24 protein-coding genes and 1 tRNA gene are annotated in these 23,019 nt (G+C 73.2%); 17 read left to right on the forward strand and 8 right to left on the reverse strand.

Annotation, left to right across the window (positions count from 1 at the left end; genetic code table 11):
* Positions 1-28: 28 nt before the first annotated feature.
* Positions 29-1,399, reverse strand: a complete 1,371-nt coding sequence (locus tag ACFYYN_RS34690; RefSeq protein WP_500548865.1) for a serine hydrolase domain-containing protein — start codon at positions 1,397-1,399, stop codon at positions 29-31.
* 193 nt (positions 1,400-1,592) lie between these two features.
* Between ACFYYN_RS34690 and ACFYYN_RS34695 the strand changes: the two genes are divergently transcribed.
* Genes ACFYYN_RS34695 through ACFYYN_RS34705 form a run of 3 tightly spaced genes read left to right on the forward strand, consistent with a single transcriptional unit; the run spans position 1,593 to position 5,553 of the window.
* Entirely contained in the window at positions 1,593-2,285 is a 693-nt protein-coding gene (locus ACFYYN_RS34695) for a FadR/GntR family transcriptional regulator (protein WP_500548866.1), read from the forward strand.
* Positions 2,282-3,694 (forward strand): tocopherol cyclase family protein, encoded by a 1,413-nt coding sequence (locus ACFYYN_RS34700; RefSeq protein WP_500548867.1) that lies wholly within the window; start codon positions 2,282-2,284, stop codon positions 3,692-3,694. Before ACFYYN_RS34695 ends, ACFYYN_RS34700 begins: the two co-directional genes overlap by 4 nt.
* On the forward strand, positions 3,691-5,553 hold the full coding sequence (locus tag ACFYYN_RS34705) for a GMC family oxidoreductase (protein ID WP_500548868.1): 1,863 nt from the start codon (positions 3,691-3,693) through the stop codon (positions 5,551-5,553). Before ACFYYN_RS34700 ends, ACFYYN_RS34705 begins: the two co-directional genes overlap by 4 nt.
* Positions 5,554-5,557: 4 nt before the next feature.
* Here ACFYYN_RS34705 and ACFYYN_RS34710 read toward each other — a convergent pair whose 3' ends face one another.
* Entirely contained in the window at positions 5,558-6,073 is a 516-nt protein-coding gene (locus tag ACFYYN_RS34710) for a PaaI family thioesterase (protein ID WP_499513011.1), read from the reverse strand.
* 10 nt (positions 6,074-6,083) lie between these two features.
* Positions 6,084-7,763 carry an aa3-type cytochrome oxidase subunit I gene (ctaD, locus tag ACFYYN_RS34715; protein WP_500548869.1) on the reverse strand — a complete coding sequence of 560 codons (1,680 nt, stop codon included), beginning with the start codon at positions 7,761-7,763 and terminating at the stop codon, positions 6,084-6,086.
* Between the two features lie 95 nt (positions 7,764-7,858).
* On the opposite strand from ctaD, the gene ACFYYN_RS34720 reads away from it, so the two are divergent.
* Positions 7,859-8,401 (forward strand): sigma-70 family RNA polymerase sigma factor, encoded by a 543-nt coding sequence (locus tag ACFYYN_RS34720; RefSeq protein WP_500548870.1) that lies wholly within the window; start codon positions 7,859-7,861, stop codon positions 8,399-8,401.
* The gene (locus tag ACFYYN_RS34725; RefSeq protein WP_500548871.1) at positions 8,398-9,441 is read left to right on the forward strand and encodes a CU044_5270 family protein; all 1,044 of its coding nucleotides are present in this window, start codon (positions 8,398-8,400) and stop codon (positions 9,439-9,441) included. Before ACFYYN_RS34720 ends, ACFYYN_RS34725 begins: the two co-directional genes overlap by 4 nt.
* A 63-nt stretch (positions 9,442-9,504) precedes the next feature.
* On the opposite strand, the gene ACFYYN_RS34730 is transcribed toward ACFYYN_RS34725, so the two are convergent.
* Together ACFYYN_RS34730 and ACFYYN_RS34735 are read right to left on the reverse strand one after the other, a co-directional pair.
* A complete protein-coding gene (locus ACFYYN_RS34730) occupies positions 9,505-11,724 on the reverse strand; it encodes a family 2 encapsulin nanocompartment cargo protein terpene cyclase (protein WP_500548872.1) in 2,220 nt (739 codons plus the stop codon).
* 142 nt (positions 11,725-11,866) lie between these two features.
* Positions 11,867-12,292 (reverse strand): DUF7144 family membrane protein, encoded by a 426-nt coding sequence (locus ACFYYN_RS34735; protein WP_499513006.1) that lies wholly within the window; start codon positions 12,290-12,292, stop codon positions 11,867-11,869.
* Between the two features lie 142 nt (positions 12,293-12,434).
* Between ACFYYN_RS34735 and ACFYYN_RS34740 the strand changes: the two genes are divergently transcribed.
* Positions 12,435-13,031 carry an HhH-GPD-type base excision DNA repair protein gene (locus ACFYYN_RS34740; RefSeq protein WP_500548873.1) on the forward strand — a complete coding sequence of 199 codons (597 nt, stop codon included), beginning with the start codon at positions 12,435-12,437 and terminating at the stop codon, positions 13,029-13,031.
* Between the two features lie 2 nt (positions 13,032-13,033).
* Here the strand turns inward: ACFYYN_RS34740 and ACFYYN_RS34745 are convergent, their stop codons facing one another.
* Positions 13,034-14,584, reverse strand: coding sequence for a helicase HerA-like domain-containing protein (locus tag ACFYYN_RS34745; protein WP_500548874.1), 1,551 nt, complete (start codon positions 14,582-14,584; stop codon positions 13,034-13,036).
* A 97-nt stretch (positions 14,585-14,681) separates the two neighbouring features.
* Between ACFYYN_RS34745 and ACFYYN_RS34750 the strand changes: the two genes are divergently transcribed.
* Positions 14,682-14,978, forward strand: coding sequence for a type II toxin-antitoxin system VapB family antitoxin (locus ACFYYN_RS34750; protein ID WP_499513003.1), 297 nt, complete (start codon positions 14,682-14,684; stop codon positions 14,976-14,978).
* 132 nt (positions 14,979-15,110) lie between these two features.
* Positions 15,111-15,788 carry a LytR C-terminal domain-containing protein gene (locus ACFYYN_RS34755; RefSeq protein ID WP_500548875.1) on the forward strand — a complete coding sequence of 226 codons (678 nt, stop codon included), beginning with the start codon at positions 15,111-15,113 and terminating at the stop codon, positions 15,786-15,788.
* A gap of 90 nt (positions 15,789-15,878) precedes the next feature.
* On the opposite strand, the gene upp is transcribed toward ACFYYN_RS34755, so the two are convergent.
* Positions 15,879-16,511, reverse strand: a complete 633-nt coding sequence (gene upp, locus ACFYYN_RS34760) for a uracil phosphoribosyltransferase (protein ID WP_500331920.1) — start codon at positions 16,509-16,511, stop codon at positions 15,879-15,881.
* 145 nt (positions 16,512-16,656) lie between these two features.
* Between upp and ACFYYN_RS34765 the strand changes: the two genes are divergently transcribed.
* From ACFYYN_RS34765 to ACFYYN_RS34805, 9 genes are all read left to right on the forward strand, one after another.
* Positions 16,657-16,866 (forward strand): hypothetical protein, encoded by a 210-nt coding sequence (locus tag ACFYYN_RS34765; protein ID WP_499513000.1) that lies wholly within the window; start codon positions 16,657-16,659, stop codon positions 16,864-16,866.
* 222 nt (positions 16,867-17,088) lie between these two features.
* On the forward strand, positions 17,089-17,631 hold the full coding sequence (locus ACFYYN_RS34770; RefSeq protein WP_500331922.1) for a tRNA adenosine deaminase-associated protein: 543 nt from the start codon (positions 17,089-17,091) through the stop codon (positions 17,629-17,631).
* Between the two features lie 38 nt (positions 17,632-17,669).
* On the forward strand, positions 17,670-18,125 hold the full coding sequence (gene tadA / locus ACFYYN_RS34775; protein WP_500548876.1) for a tRNA adenosine(34) deaminase TadA: 456 nt from the start codon (positions 17,670-17,672) through the stop codon (positions 18,123-18,125).
* A gap of 10 nt (positions 18,126-18,135) precedes the next feature.
* Positions 18,136-18,222: transfer RNA gene (locus ACFYYN_RS34780), tRNA-Ser, on the forward strand.
* A 557-nt stretch (positions 18,223-18,779) separates the two neighbouring features.
* Positions 18,780-18,944: a hypothetical protein gene (locus tag ACFYYN_RS34785; protein WP_018558266.1), complete on the forward strand. Its 165-nt coding sequence runs from the start codon at positions 18,780-18,782 to the stop codon at positions 18,942-18,944.
* 31 nt (positions 18,945-18,975) lie between these two features.
* Positions 18,976-19,272 carry a Dabb family protein gene (locus ACFYYN_RS34790; RefSeq protein WP_500331925.1) on the forward strand — a complete coding sequence of 99 codons (297 nt, stop codon included), beginning with the start codon at positions 18,976-18,978 and terminating at the stop codon, positions 19,270-19,272.
* Between the two features lie 161 nt (positions 19,273-19,433).
* Positions 19,434-20,300 carry an RNA polymerase sigma factor SigF gene (locus ACFYYN_RS34795; RefSeq protein WP_499512995.1) on the forward strand — a complete coding sequence of 289 codons (867 nt, stop codon included), beginning with the start codon at positions 19,434-19,436 and terminating at the stop codon, positions 20,298-20,300.
* A gap of 169 nt (positions 20,301-20,469) precedes the next feature.
* A complete protein-coding gene (locus tag ACFYYN_RS34800) occupies positions 20,470-21,375 on the forward strand; it encodes an RNA polymerase sigma factor SigF (protein ID WP_500331927.1) in 906 nt (301 codons plus the stop codon).
* Positions 21,376-21,440: 65 nt separating this feature from the next.
* Complete coding sequence (locus ACFYYN_RS34805; protein WP_500548877.1) at positions 21,441-22,196, forward strand: hypothetical protein; 756 nt, start codon at positions 21,441-21,443, stop codon at positions 22,194-22,196.
* Positions 22,197-22,283: 87 nt separating this feature from the next.
* On the opposite strand, the gene ACFYYN_RS34810 is transcribed toward ACFYYN_RS34805, so the two are convergent.
* Positions 22,284-22,958: an esterase/lipase family protein gene (locus ACFYYN_RS34810; protein WP_500436083.1), complete on the reverse strand. Its 675-nt coding sequence runs from the start codon at positions 22,956-22,958 to the stop codon at positions 22,284-22,286.
* Positions 22,959-23,019: the final 61 nt, after the last annotated feature.

Raw genomic sequence — 23,019 nt, forward strand, 5'->3', positions numbered from 1 at the left:
TTCCCCGCGCGAGCGGGGCAGCCCGCGCTCAGCTGCTGCTCGGGCTGGTGCCGGTGCCGTTGGTGGGCGGGAAGGCGTAGACGTGGCCCGGGGTGACGATCTTGGTCATCGCCTCGGCGAAGAGGCTGCTGGGCTCGTTGCCGCCCACGGCGGTGTCGGTGTTGAGCAGCACGACCATGGTCGCCTTGGCGTCGGGCAGGTACACGGCGGTGCTCTGGTAGCCGGGCAGCGATCCGTTGTGCCCGATCCAGCCGTGGTTGTCGAAGAGGCCGAGGCCGTAGCCGATGCCCGGGTACGAGGTGGGGAGGAAGGTCGTGCGCTGCGCCTGGGTGGCCTTGCTGAGCAGGGTGCCGTCGGCGACGATGCGGGCCCAGGCCCGCAGGTCCTGCTGGTCGGAGATCATCGCGCCGGCGGCCCAGGCCCAGGAGGGGTCCCAGTTGGTGGCGTCGCCTTCCTTCCCGTCCTTGGTCTGCCGGGTGTAGCCGCGGGCGTGCGGGTTCGGGAAGGCGCGCCCCGCGGGGAAGACGGTGTGCTTCAGCTTGGCCGGATCGAGCACGTCGCGCCGCAGGTAGTCGCCGAACGGCATGCCGCTCGCCTTCTCGATCACCAGGCCCAGCAGGACGGTGTTGGTGTTGGAGTACTGGAAGCGGGAGCCCGGGGTGGCCTGCGAGGGGTGCTGGAAGGCGTAGGCGAGCAGCTCGGCGGGGACGAACCCCCGGTTGGGGTCGGCCTTGAGGGCCTTCTGGAAGTTCGGGTCGTCGGTGTAGTTGTAGAGCCCGCTGCGCATCTCGGCGAGCTGCCGCAAGGTGATGCCGTCGCCGCCGGGCACGCCGTCCACGTACCGCGAGACGGGGTCGTCGAGTCCGGCCTTCTTCCGGTCGACGAGGGTCAGCAGCGCCGTCACGGTGAAGGTCTTGGTCTCGCTGCCGATCCGCATGTTGAGGTCGGGCGACATGCGCGCCTTCGACTTCGTGTCCGCCACGCCGAGGGCGCGTACGTAGGAACCCTTGCCGGGGGCCCACAGCCCCACGATCGCGCCGGGCACACCGGTCCTCTTCAGGGTGTCCGCCATCGCGCCGTCGAGCTTCTCGACGACGTCGCCGGAGAGCGCCGGGAAGTTCCCGCCGGCGCCCGGTGACCCGCTGGGGGAGGCCTGCGCGGGGGACGCGGACGCCGGGGAGGCGGGGGCCGGGCCCGCCGTGCGGTCCTCCTCCTCGGCCCGCGCGAGCGGCGAGGCCGGAGCCGACCTCGCCGTCCGGGTGGCCTCGGGGGAGCGGGTGGTGTCCGCGGGCTCGCCGCACGCCAGGGCCGTGGGGAGCGCGGCGGCGGCCAGGACCGCGGCGACGGCCTTGCGCACGGTGCCGCGGAGCCTGGGCGGACGGGCGCACGGGTGCGTCATGTCAGTGCCTTTCGGCCGTGGGGACGGGGCGGGGCGGGGGCACGCCATCGCGAACGTAAGCCGCCGGCCGCGGTGCGGCGACCGGGCGGCGGGCGGCGCGCGGCCGAGCGGGTGACGTCCGTCGCGTGGGCGGGTCTTGACGGTGCGTCGGGTCATTGGTTGAGTGGCTCATCCACTGACCCATGGAGGTGTGATGGAAGCGCTGCCGCGCACGTCGATCGTGGACGTCCTGGAGGACCGGATCCGCGAGGAGATCCTCACCGGCCGCCGTCCCGCGGGGACCCTGCTGCCGCCCGAGCGCACCCTGGCCGAGGGGTACGGCGTCACCCGCACCACCCTCAAGCACGCCTTCGGGCGGCTGGTCCAGGCCGGACTGCTGGAGACGCGGCACGGCGTCGGTACCCGGGTCCGGGACTACGAACGCCTCGGCGGCGCCGACCTGCTGCCCATGCTCGTCCGGCACGACGCGCGCTGGCTCTCCGAGATCTTCGAGGTGCGGCGCGGGGTGGGCGCCCTGATCGCCGGCGCGGCGGCGACCCGGGCGAGCGGCGCCGCACGGACCCGGCTGCGCGACCTGGTGGAGGCCGTGCGCACCGCCGGGGACCCGGACGCGGTGCAACTGGCGGACGCCGAGGTGCACCGGGCGCTGGCCCGCGCCACCGGCAACCGCGTCTACGTGCTCCTCACCAACACCCTGTTCAACGCCTACCTGCCGATGCGCCGTCACCTCGCCGGCCCCTTCCAGGACGCGGAGGAGGCGTACGGACGGCTGGCGCCGGTGGTCGCCGCGGTGGAAGAGGGGGACGGTGCGGCCGCCCGCGCGGCGGCGGAGGCGTATCTGACGGCGACCGAGGAGATCATGCGCGAGGGACTGAAGTCCCGGTGAGCGCGGGACGGGGGACGGTCTTCGCCGAGACCATGACGGGGACCGTACGGCTGCGCGGCGAGGACCGGGAGCGGCCGGTACGGCTGGAGCTGACGGCGCGCAGCGACGACCTGTTGCTGCCGCACCGTACGACCGTGGCCCGCGCCACCGGTCGGCTGCGCATCGCGGGCCGCGCCGACGCCGCCGCCACCGGCACGCTGGAGGTCTCACCGCTGGCCCGGCGGCGCATCCACTACCGGCTGGAGTTCGCACTCGACGGCGAGCGCTGCCTCCTGGAGGGCTGGAAGTCCGTCACCCCGCGGCGGCCGCTGGCCTCGATGACCACGCTGCCCTTCACCCTCACCGCCGGGGACGTCCCGGAACCGGCCGGCACGGGCACGCTGCGCTTCCGCACGGCGACCTCGCTCGGGCCGTTCCTGGCGAGCTTCCGCTTCCCCCGCCGGGACGACCCCCGGGCGCAGTGGGCACCGCGCTGGGACGGCGCCGCGGGCCGCACCGAGGTCTGGTACACCACGGCCACCGACCCCGCGACGGGCACCGGCCTGTGGCTCCACCACGAACTCGTCGCCCCCGCCGACGGATCCCCCGCCTTCGCCCACGGCTGGGCCGCCGTCTTCCCCCCGGACGGCAAGGGCCCGGTGGAGCACGCCCGCTTCGGCCCGTCGCCCTGGCGTCCCGCGACGGGCGCCGAGGGGTTCACGGTCGACGGCGTCGAGGCCGTCCCCGGCCGGCTGCGCGGCACGGCGGGCGACCTCGCCTGGGACCTCACCGAGGACGCCGGCACCGAGCAGCCGCTGTACACCTTCCCGCGCTGGTCGTGGCGGCATCCGCTGCTGCCCGCCGCGCAGATCGTGCCGTCGCCCCGCGCCCGGTACACGGGCACCGTCCGCCACGGCGGGGGCGAACTCGGCCTGCGGGCCGCGTCCGGGGCCTCGGCCCGCATCTACGGCCACGGCAACGCCCGGCGCTGGGCCTGGCTGCACGCCGACCTCGGCGACGGGGACGTGCTGGAGGTCGTCGCCGCCGTCTCCACCCGCCCGGGCCTGGACCGGCTGCCTCCGCTGGTGTTCCTGCGGCTGCGCAGGGACGGCCGCGACTGGCCGCGCGGCGGCCTGCGCCCGGCCCTGGGGCGCGCCGGCCTCGGCCGCTTCACCGCCGAGATCGGCCTGCCGCGCTGGACGGTGACCGGCCGCGCGGGCGGGCGCCGGATCACCGTACGGGTCGACCAGCCGGCCGAGCGCACCCTCGCCCTCGACTACGCCGACCCCGACGGCTCCCCCGCCGTGTGCCGCAACAGCGAGACCGCCGACGCCCACGTCGTGCTGGAGCGCAGGGGCCGCGGCGGCTGGCGCACCGAGGCGGAGTGGACGCTCGCCGGCACCGCCCACGCAGAAGTGGGCGACCGGTGAGCGCCGCCGTCCGTGGCCTGGTGGCGGCGCTGCTCGCCGACGCGGGCGACGGCGACTGGACCACGGGCGTGCCGCACCGGCTGGACGGCCTGCTGGCGGCGATGCCCGCGCGGACCCGGCACGGCTTCCGCGCCGCGGCGGCCGCGGTGGACGTCTACGCGGCGGCACGCACCGGGCGGCGTCTGGACCGGCTGGGCCCGGGGGAACGGGAACGGGTGCTGGCGGGCCTCGCCGCGCGGCCCGCGCTGCTGTCCCTGCTCGACGTGGTGAAGGTGCCAGTGCTGCTGGCGGCCGGCACCGAACGGCTGCTGGCACAGCCGCCCCGCGCCACGGCGCCCGTGGCGCCGGAGGACCCTGCGCTGGACTGCGTGCCCGCCGGCGAGTGGCCGGACCGCTCCCGCGCGGACGCCGTCGTCGTCGGCTCGGGCGCCGGCGGGGCGATGGCGGCGCGCACCCTGGCACGGGCGGGACTGCGGGTGGTCGTCCTGGAGGAGGGCCGGCGGCACATCACCGCGGAGTTCGGACGGCGGGCCCCGCTCGACCGGTTCGCCGAGCTGTACCGGGACGGCGGCGCGACCCTCGCCCTCGGCAACCCCCCGATGGTCGTGCCGACCGGGCGCGCCGTCGGCGGCACGACGGTCGTCAACTCCGGCACCTGCTACCGCACTCCGGACCGTGTGCTGGCCCGGTGGCGCGAGGAGCACGGGCTCGGGGACCTCGCGGACCCGGTGGCCTTCGGCGCGTACCTGGACGAGGTGGAGCGCACCCTGCGCGTGGCCCGCCAGCCGCAGGACGTGCTGGGCCGCAACGGCGCCCTCGCCCTGCTCGGCGCGGGCGGCCTCGGCTGGCGCGCGGCGCCCCTGCGGCGCAACGCCCCCGGCTGCCGGGGCTCGTGCCAGTGCGTGGTGGGCTGCCCGTCCGGGGCGAAGCAGAGCGTCCAGCTGTCGGTGCTGCCGCAGGCGTGCGCGGCCGGGGCCCGGATCGTGACCGGCGCCCACGTGCGGCGGGTGCTCACCGAGCCCGACCGGCCGGGCGGCCCGCGCGCCTGCGGTGTGGCGGTACGGCGGGCGGACGGCAGCGAACTGGAGATCCTCAGCCCGCTGGTCGTGGTGGCCGCGGGCGCCCTGCGCACTCCCCCGCTGCTGCGCCGCTCCGGCCTCGGCGGCCACCCCCGGACCGGCCGCAACCTGGCCGTGCACCCCGCCACCAGCGTCGCCGGGCGGTTCGCCGAGCCGGTCACGGACGGCGGCCCGGCGGTGCTGCAGAGCGTCGGCGTGGAGGAGCTGCACGAGGACGGCATCCTCGTCGAGGCGACCGCCCCGCCGCCCGGCATGGGCTCGTTCGTGCTGCCGGGCGTGGGCCGGGAACTGCGCGCCGAGCTGGAGGACTCCGGACGGCTGGCCACGTTCGGCGCGATGATCGCGGACCGGCCCGGCGGACGCGTCCTCGGCCGCGAGGGCGGCCTGCTCCGCTACGACCTCGACCCCCGCGACGGCCGCCGACTGCTGCGCGCCGTCCGCGCGATGGGCGACCTGCTCTTCGCCGCCGGGGCCGAGGAGGTCCTCACCGGCGTCCCCGCCGCGCCGCGGGCCCGTACGCCACGGGAGTTCGCGTCGGCCCTGGAGGGGGTGACGGCACGGCAGCTGCACCTGTCGGCCTTCCACCCCACGGGCACCGTCGCCCTCGGCGCGGACCCGGAGGTGGCGCCGGCCGACCCCGCGGGCCGGCTGCGCGGTGTGCACGGGGTGCTGATCGCCGACGCCTCGGCGCTGCCCAGCTGCCCCGAGGTGAACCCGCAGCTCAGCATCATGGCGCTGGCCCTGGCCGTCAGCGAGGGCGCGGTGCGGGCGGCCGGCTGAGCGGTCAGCGGGGGCGCAGCACCGCGCAGGTCGTCGTGCCGTGCGCGTAGAGCTTCCCGTCGGCCGCGCCGGTCACCCGGGCCTCGGCGGTGGCCGTCGTCCGGCCGACATGGAGCGCCACGCCCTCGCAGCGCAGCGTGGACGTCCCGGGGAGCACCGGCCGGATCATGTGCACCCCCAACTGCACTGTGGTGTACGCCGATCCGGCCGGGAGGCGGCTCATCACGGCCGAGCCGAGCGCCGAGTCCAGCAGGGTGGCGAGGAAGCCGCCGTGCACCGTGCCCATCGGGTTGAGCAGGTGGTCGCCGGGGTCGCCCTCGAAGACCGCGCGCCCGTCGCCGACCTCGACGAAGCGGAAGCCCAGGGTGCTCATGATCGAGGACTCGGGGAAGCGGCCGTCGATCGCGCCCTGCAGGACCTCGCGCCCGGTCAGCGCCAGGAGTTCTGGGGTGGGCTCGGGGCGCGGCTCCCAGGTGTGGGTGCGCGAACGGGTGGCGGTGGCGGCCTCGTACGTCGTCATGGCACCGACGCTAGGCGTCGGCCCGGCTCGTCGGCAGTGGCGTATCCGGCAGCTTGGATACCGTTCCCGACACGGCCCCCGGCACCCCTGCCGCGCCGTGGCGCAGGTCGAAGGCGGGCGACTCGGACCTGATGCGCGGGAGCGTGAGGAAGTTGTGCCGCGGCGGCGGGCAGCTCGTCGCCCACTCCAGCGAACGGCCCCAGCCCCACGGGTCGTCCATCCCGACCGGCTCGCCGTACTTGGCGGTCTTCCACACGTTGTAGAGGAACGGCAGGAACGACAGGCCCAGCAGGAAGGAGCTGATCGTCGAGATGGTGTTCAGCGTGGTGAAGCCGTCGGCGGCCAGGTAGTCCGGGATGCGCCGCAGCATGCCCTGCGTGCCCAGCCAGTGCTGGACGAGGAAGGTGCCGTGGAAACCGGCGAAGAGCGTCCAGAAGGTGATCTTCCCCAGGCGTTCGTCGAGCATCTTGCCGGTGAACTTCGGCCACCAGAAGTGGAGTCCGGAGAACATGGCGAAGACGACGGTGCCGAAGACGACGTAGTGAAAGTGCGCCACCACGAAGTAGGAGTCGGAGACCTGGAAGTCCAGGGGCGCCGACGCCAGGAGCACCCCGGTGAGCCCGCCGAAGACGAAGGTGACGAGGAAGCCGGTCGCCCAGAGCATCGGCGTCTCGAAGCTGAGCGAGCCCTTCCACATCGTGCCGATCCAGTTGAAGACCTTCACCCCGGTCGGTACCGCGATGAGCAGCGTCATGAAGGAGAAGAAGGGCAGCAGCACGCCGCCCGTGACGTACATGTGGTGCGCCCAGACCGTCGCCGACAGTCCGGCGATCGAGATCGTCGCCGCGATCAGGCCGGTGTAGCCGAACATCGGCTTGCGCGAGAAGACCGGTATGACCTCGCTCACGATCCCGAAGAAGGGCAGCGCGATGATGTAGACCTCGGGGTGCCCGAAGAACCAGAACAGGTGCTGCCACAGCAGCGCCCCGCCGTTCGCCGGGTCGAATATGTGCGCCCCGAACTTGCGGTCCAGCTCCAGCGCGAGCAGCGCCGCGGCCAGCACCGGGAAGGCCATCAGCACCAGCACACCGGTGAGCAGCACGTTCCAGGTGAAGATCGGCATCCGGAACATCGTCATGCCCGGGGCACGCATGCAGATGATCGTGGTGATCAGGTTGACCGCGCCGAGGATGGTCCCGAAGCCTGACAGCGCCAGCCCCATGATCCACAGGTCACCGCCCACGCCCGGCGAGTGCGCCGCGCCCGACAGCGGTGAGTAGGCGAACCAGCCGAAGTCGGCCGCGCCCTGCGGGGTGAGGAAACCGCCCACCGCGATCAGCGAGCCGAAGAGGTAGAGCCAGTACGCGAGCATGTTGAGCCGGGGGAACGCGACGTCGGGGGCACCGATCTGCAGCGGCATGATCCAGTTCGCGAAACCCGAGAACAGCGGGGTCGCGAACATCAGCAGCATCACCGTGCCGTGCATCGTGAAGAGCTGGTTGAACTGCTCGTTCGACATGACCTGCAGCCCGGGGCGGGCGAGCTCGGCGCGCATCAGCAGGGCCATCACCCCGCCACCGCAGAAGAAGGCGAACGCCGTACCGAGGTAGAGCGTGCCGATGGCCTTGTGGTCGGTCGTGGTCAGCCATGCCACGGCGGACGCCGTGCGTCGCGGGAACGTGAGCCTCATGCCCGGTAGGTGTCCGGGCCCGCCCGCGGCGTCACGCGGGGAACGTCACAGCGGCGGGGTGTGATGATCGGTCCCATGGCGGACACCAAGCGGTCATGAGCACGGACGAGACGCGGTCACAGGCGTTCGCCGCTGCCTACCGCGAGCACTACTGGGCGGTCAGCCGCTACGTCGCCCGGCGGACGGGCGGGCGGGCGGCGTACGACGAGGTGGAGGAAGTGGTGGCGGAGGTCTTCGCCGTCGCCTGGCGGCGGCGCGCCGAGCTCCCCTCGTACGCGCTGCCCTGGCTGTACGGCGTCGCCCGCAACTGCCTGGCCAACAGCGTGCGCGGGCAGGGGCGGCGGCGCAGGCTGCTGGACCGGATCGGGAACCACGAGACGGCGCACGGCGCGTACCTCGTGCCGAGCCCCGGCACCGAAGCGCCCGGCGCCTGGGTGCACGAGGCACTGGGGCGGCTCGCGGCGGCCGACCAGGAGGTGCTGCGGCTGACCGCCTGGGAGGAGCTGGACGTCGGGGAACTGGCGGTGGCCCTGGGCTGCGGGCGCTCCGCGGCCGCCATGCGCCTGCACCGGGCGCGCCGCAGGCTGCGCGAGCAGATCGACCGCATGGGGATGACCGTGACCCAGGAGGGGCCATGACCGAGCTGGAGCCGGAGCTGGAGCTGCTGCGCCGGGCCGATCCCGTGCCTGCCGGCGATCCGCGCTGGCGCGACCGCCCCCTGGACGCGCGGGCCGAACTCGGGCTGCGGCGGCTGCTGGCCTCCGGACCGGCACCTGGAGCAGCAGCCGGAGCGGCACCCGTCCCCGCGCCCCGACGGACCGCCCGCCGGGTGGGCGGCCTCGTCACGGGCCTGGCCGCGGTGGCGGCGACCGTGGTGGCCGTCCTGGTCGTCGTGCTCTCCGGGGCCGGCACCACCCCGGCGGTCGCCGCCCCCGTGGCGCTGCGTCCGCTGGCCGGGTCGCGGGAGGTCCCGCTGACCGAGGTGGCCGGCGCGGCCAGGGAGGCGGCGGCGCGGGGCGGCGGCCCGGGCACCCGCCGCGGGAGCCACGTGATGATGTGGAGCATGGGCATGGAAGCGGGCCCGGGCGCCCGCCCGCCCGTCACCCTGCCCGAGGAGCACCTCACCCGCTGGAACGCCGACGGCAGCGGCACCGAACTGGTCGTCGCCACCGACCCGCGGCACCCCGGGGAGCCGGTGATCAGCGACTCCGGCGGCTCCCCGCACACCGTCGCGGACGGCGAGGTGCTGCACCGCGCCGCGTACCCGCCGGGCACCCTCCCCCCGTACGGCCGCTCGGGGACCGAGCCCCCGGACTCCGCGCAGGAGCTGCGGGCGTACCTGTCCCAGGTGTACGGCTGCGCCTGCGCCGGCACCCCGGAACTGGTGGACGCGCTGGCCTCGCTGCTGCGGGACTGGACGCCGGGGCCCGCCGGCACCGCCGCGGTCGACGAGCTCCTCGCCGCCGCCCCCGGCCTGCGGCCTGCCGGTACCGTCACCGACCGGCTGGGCAGGCGGGGCCAGGCCTACGTCCACGACGCCGCCGGGCTGCGCCGCATGGTCGTCCTCGACCCGGCCGACGGGCGCGTCCTGGGGATCGAGGAGACGTACACGCAGGACCAGCCCGAGTACCGGGTGAGGGCCGGCGACGTCATGTCGTACCAGGCCTGGATGGACTGACGCCCGGGGCGCGCAGCGCCGGGACGGGGGGCGGGGCCCGGCGCCCCCGCCCCCGCGCGGCGGTCAGCGCGCGGCCAGGACCGCCAGGCGCGCCGCGGAGGTGCCCAGTCCGGTCGGCCCGGTGGGCAGCCGGCCTCCCCCCACCGGGCGGCGCAGCTCCTCCTCGTCATAGCGGCGGCAACCGCGGTGCCAGGTCAGGATGCCCGCGAGCCAGTTCCGCAGCTCGCGCACGTAACCGTCCAGCACCGCCCGCGCGTCCGCGCCGAGCCCGAAGTCCTCGTACAGGACCGGGAGTTCGTTCGCGGCGACGTGCTGGAACTGCCGCATGCGCCCGGTCATCAGGTCGTGGACGACGGCGAGCGAGGCCTGCTCGTCGCAGTCGAAGAAGTTCTGCACGACCAGCAGGGCGTTGTGGATCTCGCCCTCGTACTCGATCTCCTTCTGGTACGAGAAGACGTCGTTCATCAGGCAGGCGTAGTCGGCGGCGGAGTTCTCCAGCGACCGCATCGGCCCGCTGCGGTAGACCTCCTCCGGCACCCGCTCGCCGTGGCCCAGCCGGCACAGGCTCATCGTCAGGTCGGAGCCGAAGGTGTGGCGGCGCATCTCCAGGTAGTCGACCGGGTCGGGGATGCGGTTCTGCGCCTGGTTGGCCAGTTCCCACAGCCAGCCGGCGGTCATGTTCTCGACGGCCGTGCGGAAGCGGCGCCGCGCCTGCGGCTCCATCGGCCCGGCCGTCCGCGCCCACAGGTCGGCCAGGCTCCGTTCCAGGGCGCTGACCGGGGCCGGGGCGGCGGAGCCGTCGACCGGCATGAAGGCCGACAGCCGCTCGTTGGCCGCGCGGGCGCCGGCCAGGTCGCGGGTGCGGCCGTACACGGCGGGGAACCAGTCGTCGGCGTAGGTGCCCCAGGTGAGCCAGCCGGAGGTGAGGTCCAGCCCCTCCGGGGTCGCGTCGGGGTGGATGCCGGCGGCGCAGAGCGGGAAGTCGAAGGCGGTCAGCTTGTGCTCGTCCCACACGTGGGAGTGCGGGACCCCGGGCTGCGGCAGCAGCAGGCCCATCCGGTGCGCCCAGTCGACGACGTGGCGCCGGGCGGCGTCCAGGTGCGGGCTGAGCGTGGCCGGGAAGGGCATGAGGAAGTCGGGCAGCGGCGTCGGCCCGGTGCGCCGCGGCACATGGGTGAAGCCCCGGGCGCGGGCGACCTCGGCCCGGCCGGTGGTCCGCACGGTGCCCGCCGACAGCCCGAGCCCGCCGGGCAGCGCGAACGGCGACCATCCGGCGTCCGCGGCCCCCGCCCCGCCGCCGTTCATGTAGCGGCTGGAGCGCATGTGCCACTCGTGGCCGCCGGACTGCCAGTCCTGCAGGCCCTTCGCGTACGCCAGCACACGCGCGCACTGCTCCGGGTCGAGCGCGTGCTCGGCGAACAGCGGCGGCAATTCGGTGAGCGCGGTGTTCTCGAACTGCTGCAACCGGGAGGTCAGCAGGTCGTTGACCGACTCCGCGGCCTCCTGCGTCGTGCAGCCGAGGAAGGTCTCCAGGACCAGCACGCCGTTGCTGAGCTCGCCCTCCTCCTCGGTCTCGCGCTGGTACGAGAAGAGGTCGTTGCGCAGGTGCACCGCGTCGGAGAAGGCGTCCCGCAGCACGAGCAGCGGCCGCGCCCCGGCGACGGCGGCCGGCACCTCGGCTCCGGCGGCGTACTCCACCAGCCCCGCCGACCAGGGCGCGCCGCCGACCTTCCGGCGCATCTCGATGTACTCCACGGGGTTGGGCACCCGGCCCGCGTTGATGTTGGACAGTTCCCACAGGGACTCGTTGAGCAGGTGCTCGGTGCTCTGGGCGAAGCGCCTGCGCCAGTCCATGGACATCGCCGGCACCGTGCGCGCCCACAGGTCGGCGAGGCCCGCCTCCACCGGGTTCCGCGGCTCGGGCATGCCCTGCGCCAGGTCCATCGGCATGAAGGCGGGCAGCCGGTCCAGGTACGCCTTGCCGCCCTCGCGGTCCTGCGTGCGCTTGAACGCCTCCAGGAAGTGGTCGTCGAAGAAGAAGACCCATACGTACCAGTCCGTCACCAGGGACAGGGCCGGTCCGGAGCAGTCCGGGTGCGTGTACGCGCACAGCAGCGCGTAGTCGTGCGAGTCGAGGTCGCCGGTGTCCCAGATGCCCGAGCCTTCGAGCATCCCCATCTCCCGTGCCCAGCTGCGGGAATGCTCCCGGGCCCGCTCCACGTGGGGATTGAGTCGCGCCGGGTGCGGCAGGTAGAAGTCGGGCAGTTCAAATGGCTGCGTCACTCGTTCAGCGCTACCCGGGGCCGGGGGCGCTATCCGGCATGACGGACAACCCATACGAACGGGTGAAAACACTCCGGGAACACCCCCGGGAACGGCCGGGGGCCGGCCCGTGCGCCGGGCCGGCCCTCGTCGTCCGCGGAGGTCAGGCCCGCTTCGGGTGCTCCCCCCAGCTCCTGCACAACGCCCAGATGACGAAGACGTCGATGGCGATGACGATGATCGCCCACACCGGGGTGTACGGCATCCACGCGAAGTTCACGACGATGTTGAACGCGGCCAGGGCGACACCGGCGACCCGGGCCCAGTCGGGGGCGTTCTGGAGCAGGGCGGCGCCGACCACGATGACGAGCACCCCGAGCACGAGGTGGATCCAGCCCCAGGCCGTCAGGTTGAACTTGAAGACGTAGTCGCCGAGCCGGACCCAGATGTCGTCCTGCGCGATGGCCGAGATGCCCTCGAAGATCATCACGACACCGGAGACGATGAGCAGCACACCGGCGAAGGTGGTACCGCCCGACGCCAGGCCCGAATGCGGGCGCCCGGTGACCGGCTGTGTCTGCTGGCTCATGAGATGGCTCCCGTCCCTCGCCGCCCGGGCTCGCTGCCCGGACACTCCACACGGTCCGCCCGGCCGGTGCATACGGCCATCCGCGCTGCGCCGTCCGGGTGACCCACGGGCGGCAAACCCCGGCAGGCGAGATCATCGGTGCATGACGACCACACTCCACCTCGCCCAGCAGCCCGAGGCCGACGCCCTGCTCTCCCGCAGTCCGCTGGCGGCCCTGGTCGGCATGCTGCTCGACCAGCAGATCCCCATGGAATGGGCCTTCTCCGGCCCCTGGACCATCGCGCAGCGCATGGGCCGCGACGACCTCGACTGCGGGGAGATCGCGGCCTACGACCCCGAGGCCTTCTCCGAGCTGCTCTCGCAGAAGCCCGCCGTCCACCGTTACCCGGGGTCGATGGCCAAGCGGGTCCAGCAGCTGTGCCGGTACCTCGTGGAGCACTACGACGGTGACGCCGGGGCGGTCTGGCGCAAGGTGTCCGACGGCCGCGAGCTGCTGACCAGGCTCAACGAGCTGCCCGGCTTCGGGAAGCAGAAGGCGCAGATCTTCCTGGCGCTGCTGGGCAAGCAGCTCGGCGTGACGCCGAAGGGGTGGCGCGAGGCGGCGGGCGCGTACGGGGAGCGGGGCTCCCACCGGTCGGTCGCCGACATCACCGGCCCGGAGTCGCTGGACAAGGTGAGGGCCTTCAAGCAGGAGCAGAAGCGGGCCGCCAAGGAGGCGAAGGCCGCGAAGGAGTCCTGACCCTAACGACGGCGGCGCTTGGACGTGCCGAAGAGGGACCGGGTGATCTCCCGCCCGATCTGGGTGCCGATGGAGCGGGCCAGCGACTGGAAGACACCGCTGCCCATCACCTGCTCCACCACACCCGTCCCCTCCTGCGGCCGTTCCCCGCGCCCTCGCCCGGCAGGACCCGGTGCGGACGGCCGCACGGGCGCCGGCGCCTGCCGCCCGGCCAGCCGCTCGTACGCCGACTCCCGGTCCACCGCCTGCGCGTAGCGCCCGTACAGCGCCGAGTTCCCGATCGCCGCGTCCATCGCCGCGGGGTCGGCGGGACCCATCAGCGACCGCGGGGCCCGCAGCCGCACCGCGGCGACCGGGGTGGGGGCGCCGTCCTCGTCGAGGACGGTGACCACGGCCTCGCCCGTGCCGAGCCCGATGAGCAGTTCCTCCAGGTCGTACGGGGAGGTGGGGAAGGTGCGCACCGTCGCCTTGAGCGCCTTGGCGTCCTCCGGGGTGAAGGCACGCAGCGCGTGCTGCACCCGGTTGCCGAGCTGGCCGAGCACCTCGGAGGGCACGTCCTTGGGCGTCTGCGTCACCAGGAAGATGCCGACGCCCTTGGAGCGGATCAGCCGCACGGTCTGCGTGATGGCCTCCAGGAACGCCTTGCTGGCCCCGGTGAACAGCAGGTGGGCCTCGTCGAAGAAGAACACCAGCTTGGGCCGGTCCAGGTCGCCGACCTCCGGCAGGTCCTCGAAGAGGTCGGCCAGCAGCCACATGAGGAAGGTGGAGAACAGCTGCGGCCGGTCCTGCACGGCGGGCAGTTCCAGCACGGAGACGACGCCCCGCCCGTCGCCGTCCGTCCGCAGCAGTTCGGCGGTGTCGAACTCGGGCTCGCCGAAGAAGGCCCCCGCCCCCTGTGCCTCGAAGGCCGTCAGCGACCGCAGGATCACCCCGGCCGTCGCCGGCGAGACCCCGCCGATCCCCTTCAGCTCGGGCTTGCCCTCGTCGCAGGTGAGGAAGGTGACCACGGCCCGCAGGTCCTTCAGGTCCAGCAGTTCCAGGCCCTTGGTGTCGGCGTAGTGGAAGATCAGGCCGAGCGACTGCTCCTGCGTGGTGTTGAGCCCGAGCACCTTGGACAGCAGCACGGGACCGAAGCTCGTCACCGTGGCCCGCAACGGGATGCCCCGGCCCATGCCGCCGAGGGCGTAGAACTCGGCGGGGCAGCCGGCCGGGCTCCATTCCTGGCCCACCTCGGCGGCCCGCCGGGCGACGCGGTCACCGGGCACCCCCGGGGAGGAGATGCCGGAGACGTCGCCCTTGACGTCGGCGAGGAAGACCGGCACGCCCTGCGCCGAGAGTTGCTCCGCGACGAGTTGGAGCGTCTTGGTCTTGCCGGTGCCGGTGGCCCCCGCGACGAGCCCGTGCCGGTTGAGCACCGCCAGCGGGACGCGCACGGGCGCCTCCGGCAGCACCCGGTCCTCCCACAGCAGGGCGCCGAGTTCGAGGGCCGGCCCCGTGAAGGCGTACCCCTCGGCGATGGCCCGGGCGGCGCCGGGCGGGCTCGGCGTGGTCATGGGCTGCTCCACTGCTCCCGCTATCACCGTATTTGCCCACCATCGCACTCCTGCGCCGTTGCTGCGCCCGTACGCCCTTGCCCGGTAGGCTTTCCGTGTGATCTTCAAGCGCATCGGAAGCGGGCGGCCGTACCCCGACCACGGCCGGAAAAGCACCCGTGAATGGGCGGACGTCGCCCCACGTCCGGTCCGCCTCGACCAGTTGGTCACCACCAAGGGCAACCTCGACCTGGAGACCCTCCTCGCCGAGGACTCGACCTTCTACGGGGACCTGTTCGCGCACGTCGTGAAATGGCAGGGCGACCTCTACCTGGAGGACGGGCTCCACCGGGCCGTGCGCGCGGCGCTGCAACAGCGCCAGGTGCTGCACGCCCGCGTGCTGGAGATGGACTGACCTCCGGACCGCTCCTCGGGCCCGTCTCCGCCGGGGGACTCCTTCGCCCTTTCGGGTTCAAGTGCCCCTCATTGGCCCCGATTGGTTGATCGTTTAGTAGGCCCGGACGCCCGATCGCACTACGCTGCGCACATGAGCATGCTGACGCCCCCTGGCATGGGCGGAAAGTACCGGGTCACCGGGAACCAGTACCCGCGGATGCGCCGCCCCCGGAGCAGGGTGCGCATCGTGGCGGTCGTCGTGACGACCGTCGCCGTTGTCGGCCTGGCCGGCTGGGGCACGCTCCAACTGGTCGACGTCTTCGGCGGCAAGTCCACGCCCGCGAAGAACGCCGCGGCCAAGGCGGAGAACGCCGCCAAGGAACGCACCTGCAAGGCGGCGGCCGCACCGGGCTCGGCCTCGACGGTGCCCACCGCCTTCCCGGAACCCGGGGAGCTCACGGTCAACGTCTACAACGCCACCGCCAAGGGCGGCCTGGCCAAGGACACCGCCGACGAGTTCGCCGCACGCGGCTTCAAGGTGGGCACCTTCGGCAACGCCGACCCCGAGTACGACCGCAAGGTGCAGGTGGCCGCGCTGCTGATCGGCGGCCACGGGCCCAAGGCCGAGGCCGCGATGAAGCTGGTCGGCGCCCAGGTCAAGGGCACGGTCACACTGAAGCCCGCGGCCGCCGGCTCCAAGCGCCCCACCGGCACGGTGGACATCATGCTCGGCAAGGGCTTCACCAAGCTCTCCGGCGACAAGGCCGTCGAGAAGGCCCTCGCCGCCCTGGCCCGGCCGAGCGCGGCGCCGAGCGCCGGCGCCTGTTAGGCCCACGGTTCCGGTTGCCTCGTACGACGGGACCGGCCGCCGGGGCGTGGGCCCCGGCGGCCGGTCCCGCGTGTCGTGGGACGACCGGTGTCAGGCCGTGCCGTAGAGGCGGTCGCCCGCGTCGCCGAGGCCCGGGACGATGTAGCCGTGCTCGTTGAGGTGGTCGTCGACCGCCGCGGTGACCACGGTGACCGGCTTGCCGGCCAGCGCGCGCTCCATCGCCTCGACGCCCTCGGGGGAGGCGAGCAGCACCACGGCCGTCACGTCGTCGGCGCCCCGCTCGATCAGCAGGTCGATCGCGGCGATCAGCGTGCCGCCGGTGGCCAGCATCGGGTCGAGGACGTACACCTGCCGCCCGGACAGGTCCTCCGGCATGCGGGTGGCGTAGGTCTTGGCCTCCAGGGTCTCCTCGTCGCGGATCATGCCGAGGAAGCCGACCTCCGCGGTCGGCAGGAGCCGCACCAGGCCCTCCAGCATCCCGAGGCCGGCCCGCAGGATCGGCACGACCAGCGGACGCGGGTGGGACAGGCGCACGCCCGTGGTGTCCGCGACGGGTGTGCTGATGTCCACCTGCTCGGTGCGCACGTCACGGGTCGCCTCGTAGGCGAGCAGGGTGACCAGCTCGTCGGCCAGCCGACGGAAGGTCGGCGAGTCGGTGCGCTCGTCGCGCAGGGTGGTGAGTTTGTGCGCCACCAGGGGGTGGTCGACGACGTGGATCCGCATGGCCACGACTCTAACGTTCGGCCTGTCCCCCGGCCCTCCCGGTCCGTGCGGCCGGTCACGCTTCGAACCACCCGGTAGGGGGAATGCGTGCCCTTACGCCCGGGCTGTCCCGGCCGGGCACGTGGATCTCTAGGGGTGGTGCCCCATGGCGGAGCGCGGCAGCGACGGCGCCGGCGCGGACGACACGGGCGACGCCCGTACGCAGCAGGATCGCGACGCCGAACGCAGACGGCGGCGCGCCATGTTCCTGCGCGAGCTGAACGAGGCCAAGGAACTGCGCGACCGCGTCCAGCCACGCCGGGCGCGCGCGGCACGCGCGCGCCAGCAGATGCGGATGCGGACGTTCCGCTGGTAGTCCCCAGGTCGGCACAATGCCCCCACCTGGCGGGCACCGAGGGGGTACCCGCAGGCCGCCACGCGGTAAAAAAGCCGGAAGGCCTGGCACGCGGCACGCGCGGAAGACCCTTCGCAAAGCCGAGGTTTCTGCCACGATGCCGAGTGTGGGCGGGGACCTGCGCCAGATCATTCGACTCCCGCCCGAAAGTCCGGACGGCCTGAGACCTGTGGGAGAGTCACGGTGTACTTCGCCGCACTGCTCGCGCGCACCGAGGACGGTTGGGAAGCGCGCGAGACCGATCTCGACGATGTGGAAACCCTCGGCGACCTGACCGACTTGGCCCGGGCGGCTTCAGCCGGGGAGGATACGGTCCTGGTCTTCATCGAACAGGAGGACGCCTGGTTCGGCGTCGTCCGCGTCGACGGGGAGGAGGACCCGCGGATCTACGTGTCCGACGCCGCCGCCGCGGCGCGCAGCTCGTACGGGGAGATCCTGCTCACCGACGAACTGCTGGGCCGCGACCCGGAGGACCTGGACGAGATCGTCGACCTCGACGGCACCGAGGAAGGTGACGCCGACGACCTCGACGACGACGTGGTGCCCGGCCCGACGGAGGTCCACGTCCCCGTGGGCCCGCTCGGGGACGCCGAGCTCCTCGCGGACTTCGGCATGAGCGACAAGGAGCTGCTGGCCCTCAGCGGCGACGGCGCGCTGACCGGGGAGGCGCTCGGGGAGATCGCCGACTCGCTGGGCTGCGCCGACGTGCTGGAGGCGGTCCGCTGACCGGGCCCGACCCGCTGCGCGACCCCTGGGTCCCCCCGATGCGGCTCGCCCTGGAGGAGGCCCGCCTCGCCCCGCGCACCGGCGACGTGCCGGTGGGCGCGGTGGTGCTGTCGCCGCAGGGCACGGTCATCGGGCGTGGCCGCAACGAACGCGAGGCGGTCGGCGACCCGACCGCCCACGCGGAGGTGCTCGCCGTCCGCGAGGCCGCGAAGGCGCTCGGGGAGTGGCGGCTGACCGGTTGCACGCTGGTGGTGACCCTGGAGCCGTGCACGATGTGCGCGGGGGCCGTCGTCGCCTCCCGCCTCGAACGCGTGGTCTACGGCGCGGTCGACGAGAAGGCCGGGGCGGCGGGCTCCCTGTGGGACCTCGTCCGCGACCGCCGGCTCAACCACCGTCCGGAGGTGATCCACGGCGTGCTGGCCGAGGAGTGCGGTGAGCTCCTCACCCGCTTCTTCCGGTCAAAGGATTTCGGAGCACACCCGGACGTCCGCTAAGCTCTCTCTCGGTAGCGTGTCCGAGCGGCCTAAGGAGCACGCCTCGAAAGCGTGTGAGGGGGCAACTCCTCCGTGGGTTCAAATCCCACCGCTACCGCTCTGAGCAAGCGAAGGGCGGCAACCGGGAGAACTTTCCCGGTTGCCGCCCTTCGGCTTTGCCCTCACGTGTGCCGGCGGGCGGTGTTGGGACCGATTCCGGGGTGCTCGCCGGCGGACGACTGGTGCTTGCCCGCCGCGAAGCCGCCGCCGAGGGTCGGTCCGGTCCATGGTGCTGATGTCCCAGAAGACGTGCTGGCCGGTGAGAGTGGTGGAGCCGGGGTTGGCCACGGTGAGCGTGCCCTGCGCCCAGCCCTCTTGACGGTGACCGCGCCGGGCAGCGAGACCTTGACCGAGCCGCAGACGGCGGCGGTCGCCTGCCGCACCCCCCGCCCGCACCGAATGAACGTGCGAGCGAGCACACCCTGGCGACGGGTGCCGACCGCGGCCGCGCGAGCGGTACCCGCCCCTTCCGGACCGGGCGTTCTCGGCGTTTTCCGGCCTTCCGAACCTGCTGTGGCGAGCGTCACGCACGGAGCGCGGCGGGCCCGTGGATCACCCGCAAGGAGGCTTCCGTCACCCGGTCTGATTGGGCCATCCGGTGGATACACTCCAGCCATGGCGCAGGCGAAGAAAATCACCATGTACGTCATCGTGGCTTTCGTGCTCTATACGATCGTGACATCGCCGGCCCGCGCAGCCGATCTCGTGCAGATAGGCTTCCAGGGCATATCGGACGCCGCCAAGGGCGTCGGGGAGTTCATGACCGCGCTGGTCAACTGACCGGCCGGGAGCCGGTGAGGAGCACAGCACCGTGATACGCCACCTGGTCCTTTTCAAGCTCGGCGAAGGCGTGGAGCGCGACGACCCACGGGTCGTGGCCGGCGTCGACGCCTTCGAGCGGCTCGGCGGGCAGATCCCCGAACTGGCCTCCTGGGAGCTGGGCTGGAACATCTCGGACCGTCCGATCGCCTACGACTTCGCCATCAACTCCTCGGTGGCCGACGCCGACGCGCTCAAGGCGTACCTGGAGCATCCCGCACACCAGGCCGGGGTCGCGCTGTGGCGCGAGTTCTCCACCTGGGTGGTCGCCGACTACATGTTCGAGTGACCCCCCGCGGCGGCCCCTCGGGCCCCGCTCCTGCCGCACAGCCCTCCGCCCGCCGGGCGGAGGGCTTTTTCATCGAGGGCCGCGCCTCACTTGCACACAGTCCACATGAATTGTGATGCTATGACCGCTTTTGCCGGATGAGTGGACCGATGAGGAGTGGCATGTCCGTGTCGGCCCGACCCGCGTCACCATCGACCTCCGGAGACGGCAGCGGGACCGGTACGACCACCGGCGGCGGCAATCGCGGCGGAAGCACCAACAGCAACGCGGTGGAGGCGCGGGCGCTGACACAGGTGCTGTTCGACCAGCTGTCGGGGCTGGAGCCCGGCACCCCGGAGCACTCCCGGGTCAGGGCCGCCCTCATCGAGGTGAACCTGCCGCTGGTGCGGTACGCGGCCGCACGCTTCCGCAGCCGCAACGAACCGATGGAGGACGTCGTCCAGGTCGGCACGATCGGGCTGATCAACGCCATCGACCGCTTCGACCCGGAACGCGGGGTGCAGTTCCCGACGTTCGCGATGCCGACCGTGGTCGGCGAGATCAAACGTTACTTCAGGGACAACGTCCGCACCGTCCACGTCCCGCGCCGGCTTCACGAGCTGTGGGTCCAGGTCAGCGGTGCCATCGAGGACCTGACGGTGGCCCACGGGCGCACCCCCACCACCGCGGAGATCGCCGACCGGCTCAAGCTCTCCGAGGACGAGGTGCTGGCCTGCCTGGAAGCCGGGCGGGCGTACCACGCCACGTCCCTGGAGGCGGCCCAGGAGGGCGGCGACGGGGCGCCCGGGCTGCTGGACCGGCTCGGCTACGAGGACCCGGCCCTGACCGGCGTGGAGCACCGGGACCTGGTGCGGCACCTGCTGGTGCAGCTCCCCGAGCGGGAGCGGCGGATCCTGCTGCTGCGCTACTTCGGCAATCTGACGCAATCGCAGATCAGCGCCGAACTCGGGGTTTCGCAGATGCACGTCTCCCGGCTGCTCTCGCGCAGCTTCGCCCGGCTGCGATCCGCAAACCAGCTCGAATCGTAACCCTTAAGGACTACCCACCCCCCGGGAAATAAGTCGACATGGCGCTACAGCGCGTTGCCGACATGTGACATTCTGCGGGAACTGCGTTTGTCGCGGTCCGGCCTCCGGTATTCCAGTGGGGGAACGAACCGTCGCCCGCGACACCCGTCCGCGACCTCAAGGGGGTGGCATGTCCGTAGAAGTGGGCAGTCCGAAGGTGCTGAACTCCGACGCGCCGCACGATGCTCCTGACGACAAGGCCATCGACACCGCCGGCACCGCCGTCGCCGACACCGCCGCCGTCGACAGCACGATCGAGGCCATCGACACGAGCGTCGACACCCGCACGCTCTCCCGCTCGCTGTTCCTGCGGCTCGCCGAGCTGCCGGACGACAGCCCGGAGCGGGCGTACGTACGGGACACGCTCATCGAGCTCAACCTGCCGCTCGTGCGGTACGCGGCGGCCCGCTTCCGCAGCCGCAACGAGCCGATGGAGGACATCGTCCAGGTCGGCACGATCGGGCTGATCAAGGCGATCGACCGCTTCGACTGCAACCGCGGGGTGGAGTTCCCCACCTTCGCGATGCCCACGATCGTCGGCGAGGTGAAGCGCTTCTTCCGCGACACCTCGTGGTCGGTGCGGGTGCCGCGCAGGCTGCAGGAGCTGCGGCTGGCGCTGACCAAGACCAGCGACGAGCTCGCCCAGCGGCTAGACCGCTCGCCCACCGTCTCCGAACTCGCGGCGGCGCTCGGCGTCTCCGAGGAGGACGTGGTCGACGGCCTGGCGGTCGGGAACGCGTACACCGCGAGCTCGCTGGACTCGCCGCCCCCGGAGGACGACGGCGGCGAGGGCTCGCTGGCCGACCGGCTGGGCTACGAGGACACCGCGCTGGAGGGCGTGGAGTACCGCGAGTCGCTCAAGCCGCTGCTCGCCCAGCTGCCCGCGCGGGAGAGGCGGATCATCATGCTCCGCTTCTTCGCCAACATGACGCAGTCGCAGATCGGCGAGGAGGTCGGCATCTCCCAGATGCACGTCTCCCGGCTGCTGACCCGGACCCTGGCGCAGCTGCGCGAAGGCCTGACCGCCGAGCAGTAGGGCGGGGCCCGGCGACGGAAGGACCGGGCGGTTCATTCCTGACGGTTCGTCAGTACACTGACGGCATGGTGCACATACCACCCGGCCGCCGGGGCGCGCTGGCCGCTGCCTCGGCGGCCGTCGTCTGCCTGGGTGCCTTCGCCGCGCTGGGCCCGGACTGCGAGGGCAGCGGGCCGGGCTACGTGGCCGTCGGCGCCCCGGGCCCGGCGGGCGGCCCCGCGGTGAACGCCCCGCCCTCCGGCGACGTGGACCTGGTGCCGCTGGACGGCCGTACGGGCTCCCCGGCCGGGCCCGGCCGGACGGCACCCACCGCGCCGGGCGCACCGGCCGGCAGCGGCGGCGCGGGCTCCTCACCTCCGGCGGACGTACCGGACGGGCCGGACGGGCCCGGCGCCACGAGCGTCCCGCCGCGGCAGGGCGGCACCGCGCCGCCCGCGACGGCCTCCGGCGGCCCCACCGGGCGGCCGGCCCCCGGCGGTTCTGCGTCCGCCCCGTCCCCACCGACGACCGGTGCGCCGGCGCACCTGGTGGTGAGTGCGGTCGAACGCACGGCGGCCGCCGACCGCTGGTGCGAGAAGGTCACCGTCACCCTCGCCAACACCGGGGACCGAGCCGCGACGACGGGCACCGTCACCTTCGGCACGCACGTCATCGGCCTGCTGGGCGTCGACTGGGCCACGCTGCGCAGCAGCCGTGCCGCGCCGGTGCCGGTCCCCGGCGGCGGCAGCACGAAGCACACCTGGGAGGTCTGCGTCGAGGCGTGGCGGGTGCCGCTGGGCATGCACGTCGAGACCCGGGACGTCTCGGTCGCGGACTCCTGAACGCCGGTACGCCCCGGGCTCGCGGAGGCGGGGGCCGGCCCGTCCCGGGACCGGCCCCCGCCTCCCCGGGCAGGAGCGGTGGTGCGCTCAGCCGGCCAGGTAGGAGCGGATCTGGCCGAGGGTGCCGGTGTCGCTGAGGAACCCGATGTGGGTCGTGCACGCCACCAGGTGGTTGTTCGCGCCGCTCAGCGGGGTGCTGGTGTACGGGATGATGATCCCGTCGCACGGCGAGTACCAGGTCGCGTAGACCGTGCTGCCCGGCGTCTCGTCACCGCTGCTGATGGTGCGGACGAAAGACGAGCCCGGCAGCATCTCGACGCAGGACGCGTAGATCACGCAGGCCGAGGCGTAGGTGGTGCCGTGGTTCGCGCCCGCCACCGAGGCGACCCGGCGGACGGAGGAGGTGCCGCCGAGCTGGGTGAGGTACCACTGGGTGACCAGACCGCCCATCGAGTGGTTGACGATGTCGACCTTGGTCGCGCCGGTGCGGGTCAGCACCTGGCGCACGTAGCTCGCCAGCCCCGCGGCGCTGGTCTTGTTCGACTGGGCCCAGTTGTACTCGTACGCGAAGAGCTCGCTGCGGCTGTAGCCGCCGGCCACGAAGACCGACTCCGCGTAGTCCCAGTTGCTCGCGCTGCCGGTGTAGCCGTGCACGAAGACCACCGGGGTGTGGGTCGCGGCGTTCGCGGTGCCCGGCATCACAAAGGTGCCGAGGCCGACGGCGGCCGCCACGGTGAGCAGGATCGCCCATATTCGTCGCATCTGAACTCCTTGTCGTGGGGGTCGACAGGAGTCTCCGAGCGGCACGCGGGCGACGGACCGG

This window comes from Streptomyces sp. NPDC001902 (assembly GCF_042891295.1).
In the GTDB taxonomy this organism is placed as follows: domain Bacteria; phylum Actinomycetota; class Actinomycetes; order Streptomycetales; family Streptomycetaceae; genus Actinacidiphila.

Bases quoted from the DNA above. Each gene is read 5' to 3' on its own strand.
- ACFYYN_RS34710 (WP_499513011.1), bottom strand. From the start codon at position 6,073: ATGACGACGTACGAGGCCGCCACCGCCACCCGTTCGCGCACCCACACC.
- ACFYYN_RS34720 (WP_500548870.1), top strand. From the start codon at position 7,859: ATGAGCACGGACGAGACGCGGTCACAGGCGTTCGCCGCTGCCTACCGC.
- ACFYYN_RS34785 (WP_018558266.1), top strand. From the start codon at position 18,780: ATGGCGCAGGCGAAGAAAATCACCATGTACGTCATCGTGGCTTTCGTG.
- ACFYYN_RS34690 (WP_500548865.1), bottom strand. From the start codon at position 1,399: ATGACGCACCCGTGCGCCCGTCCGCCCAGGCTCCGCGGCACCGTGCGC.
- ACFYYN_RS34695 (WP_500548866.1), top strand. From the start codon at position 1,593: ATGGAAGCGCTGCCGCGCACGTCGATCGTGGACGTCCTGGAGGACCGG.
- ACFYYN_RS34745 (WP_500548874.1), bottom strand. From the start codon at position 14,584: ATGACCACGCCGAGCCCGCCCGGCGCCGCCCGGGCCATCGCCGAGGGG.
- ACFYYN_RS34810 (WP_500436083.1), bottom strand. From the start codon at position 22,958: ATGCGACGAATATGGGCGATCCTGCTCACCGTGGCGGCCGCCGTCGGC.
- ACFYYN_RS34800 (WP_500331927.1), top strand. From the start codon at position 20,470: ATGTCCGTAGAAGTGGGCAGTCCGAAGGTGCTGAACTCCGACGCGCCG.
- ctaD (WP_500548869.1), bottom strand. From the start codon at position 7,763: ATGAGGCTCACGTTCCCGCGACGCACGGCGTCCGCCGTGGCATGGCTG.
- ACFYYN_RS34725 (WP_500548871.1), top strand. From the start codon at position 8,398: ATGACCGAGCTGGAGCCGGAGCTGGAGCTGCTGCGCCGGGCCGATCCC.
- ACFYYN_RS34740 (WP_500548873.1), top strand. From the start codon at position 12,435: ATGACGACCACACTCCACCTCGCCCAGCAGCCCGAGGCCGACGCCCTG.
- upp (WP_500331920.1), bottom strand. From the start codon at position 16,511: ATGCGGATCCACGTCGTCGACCACCCCCTGGTGGCGCACAAACTCACC.
- ACFYYN_RS34805 (WP_500548877.1), top strand. From the start codon at position 21,441: ATGGTGCACATACCACCCGGCCGCCGGGGCGCGCTGGCCGCTGCCTCG.
- ACFYYN_RS34755 (WP_500548875.1), top strand. From the start codon at position 15,111: ATGAGCATGCTGACGCCCCCTGGCATGGGCGGAAAGTACCGGGTCACC.
- tadA (WP_500548876.1), top strand. From the start codon at position 17,670: ATGCGGCTCGCCCTGGAGGAGGCCCGCCTCGCCCCGCGCACCGGCGAC.
- ACFYYN_RS34795 (WP_499512995.1), top strand. From the start codon at position 19,434: ATGTCCGTGTCGGCCCGACCCGCGTCACCATCGACCTCCGGAGACGGC.
- ACFYYN_RS34735 (WP_499513006.1), bottom strand. From the start codon at position 12,292: ATGAGCCAGCAGACACAGCCGGTCACCGGGCGCCCGCATTCGGGCCTG.
- ACFYYN_RS34765 (WP_499513000.1), top strand. From the start codon at position 16,657: ATGGCGGAGCGCGGCAGCGACGGCGCCGGCGCGGACGACACGGGCGAC.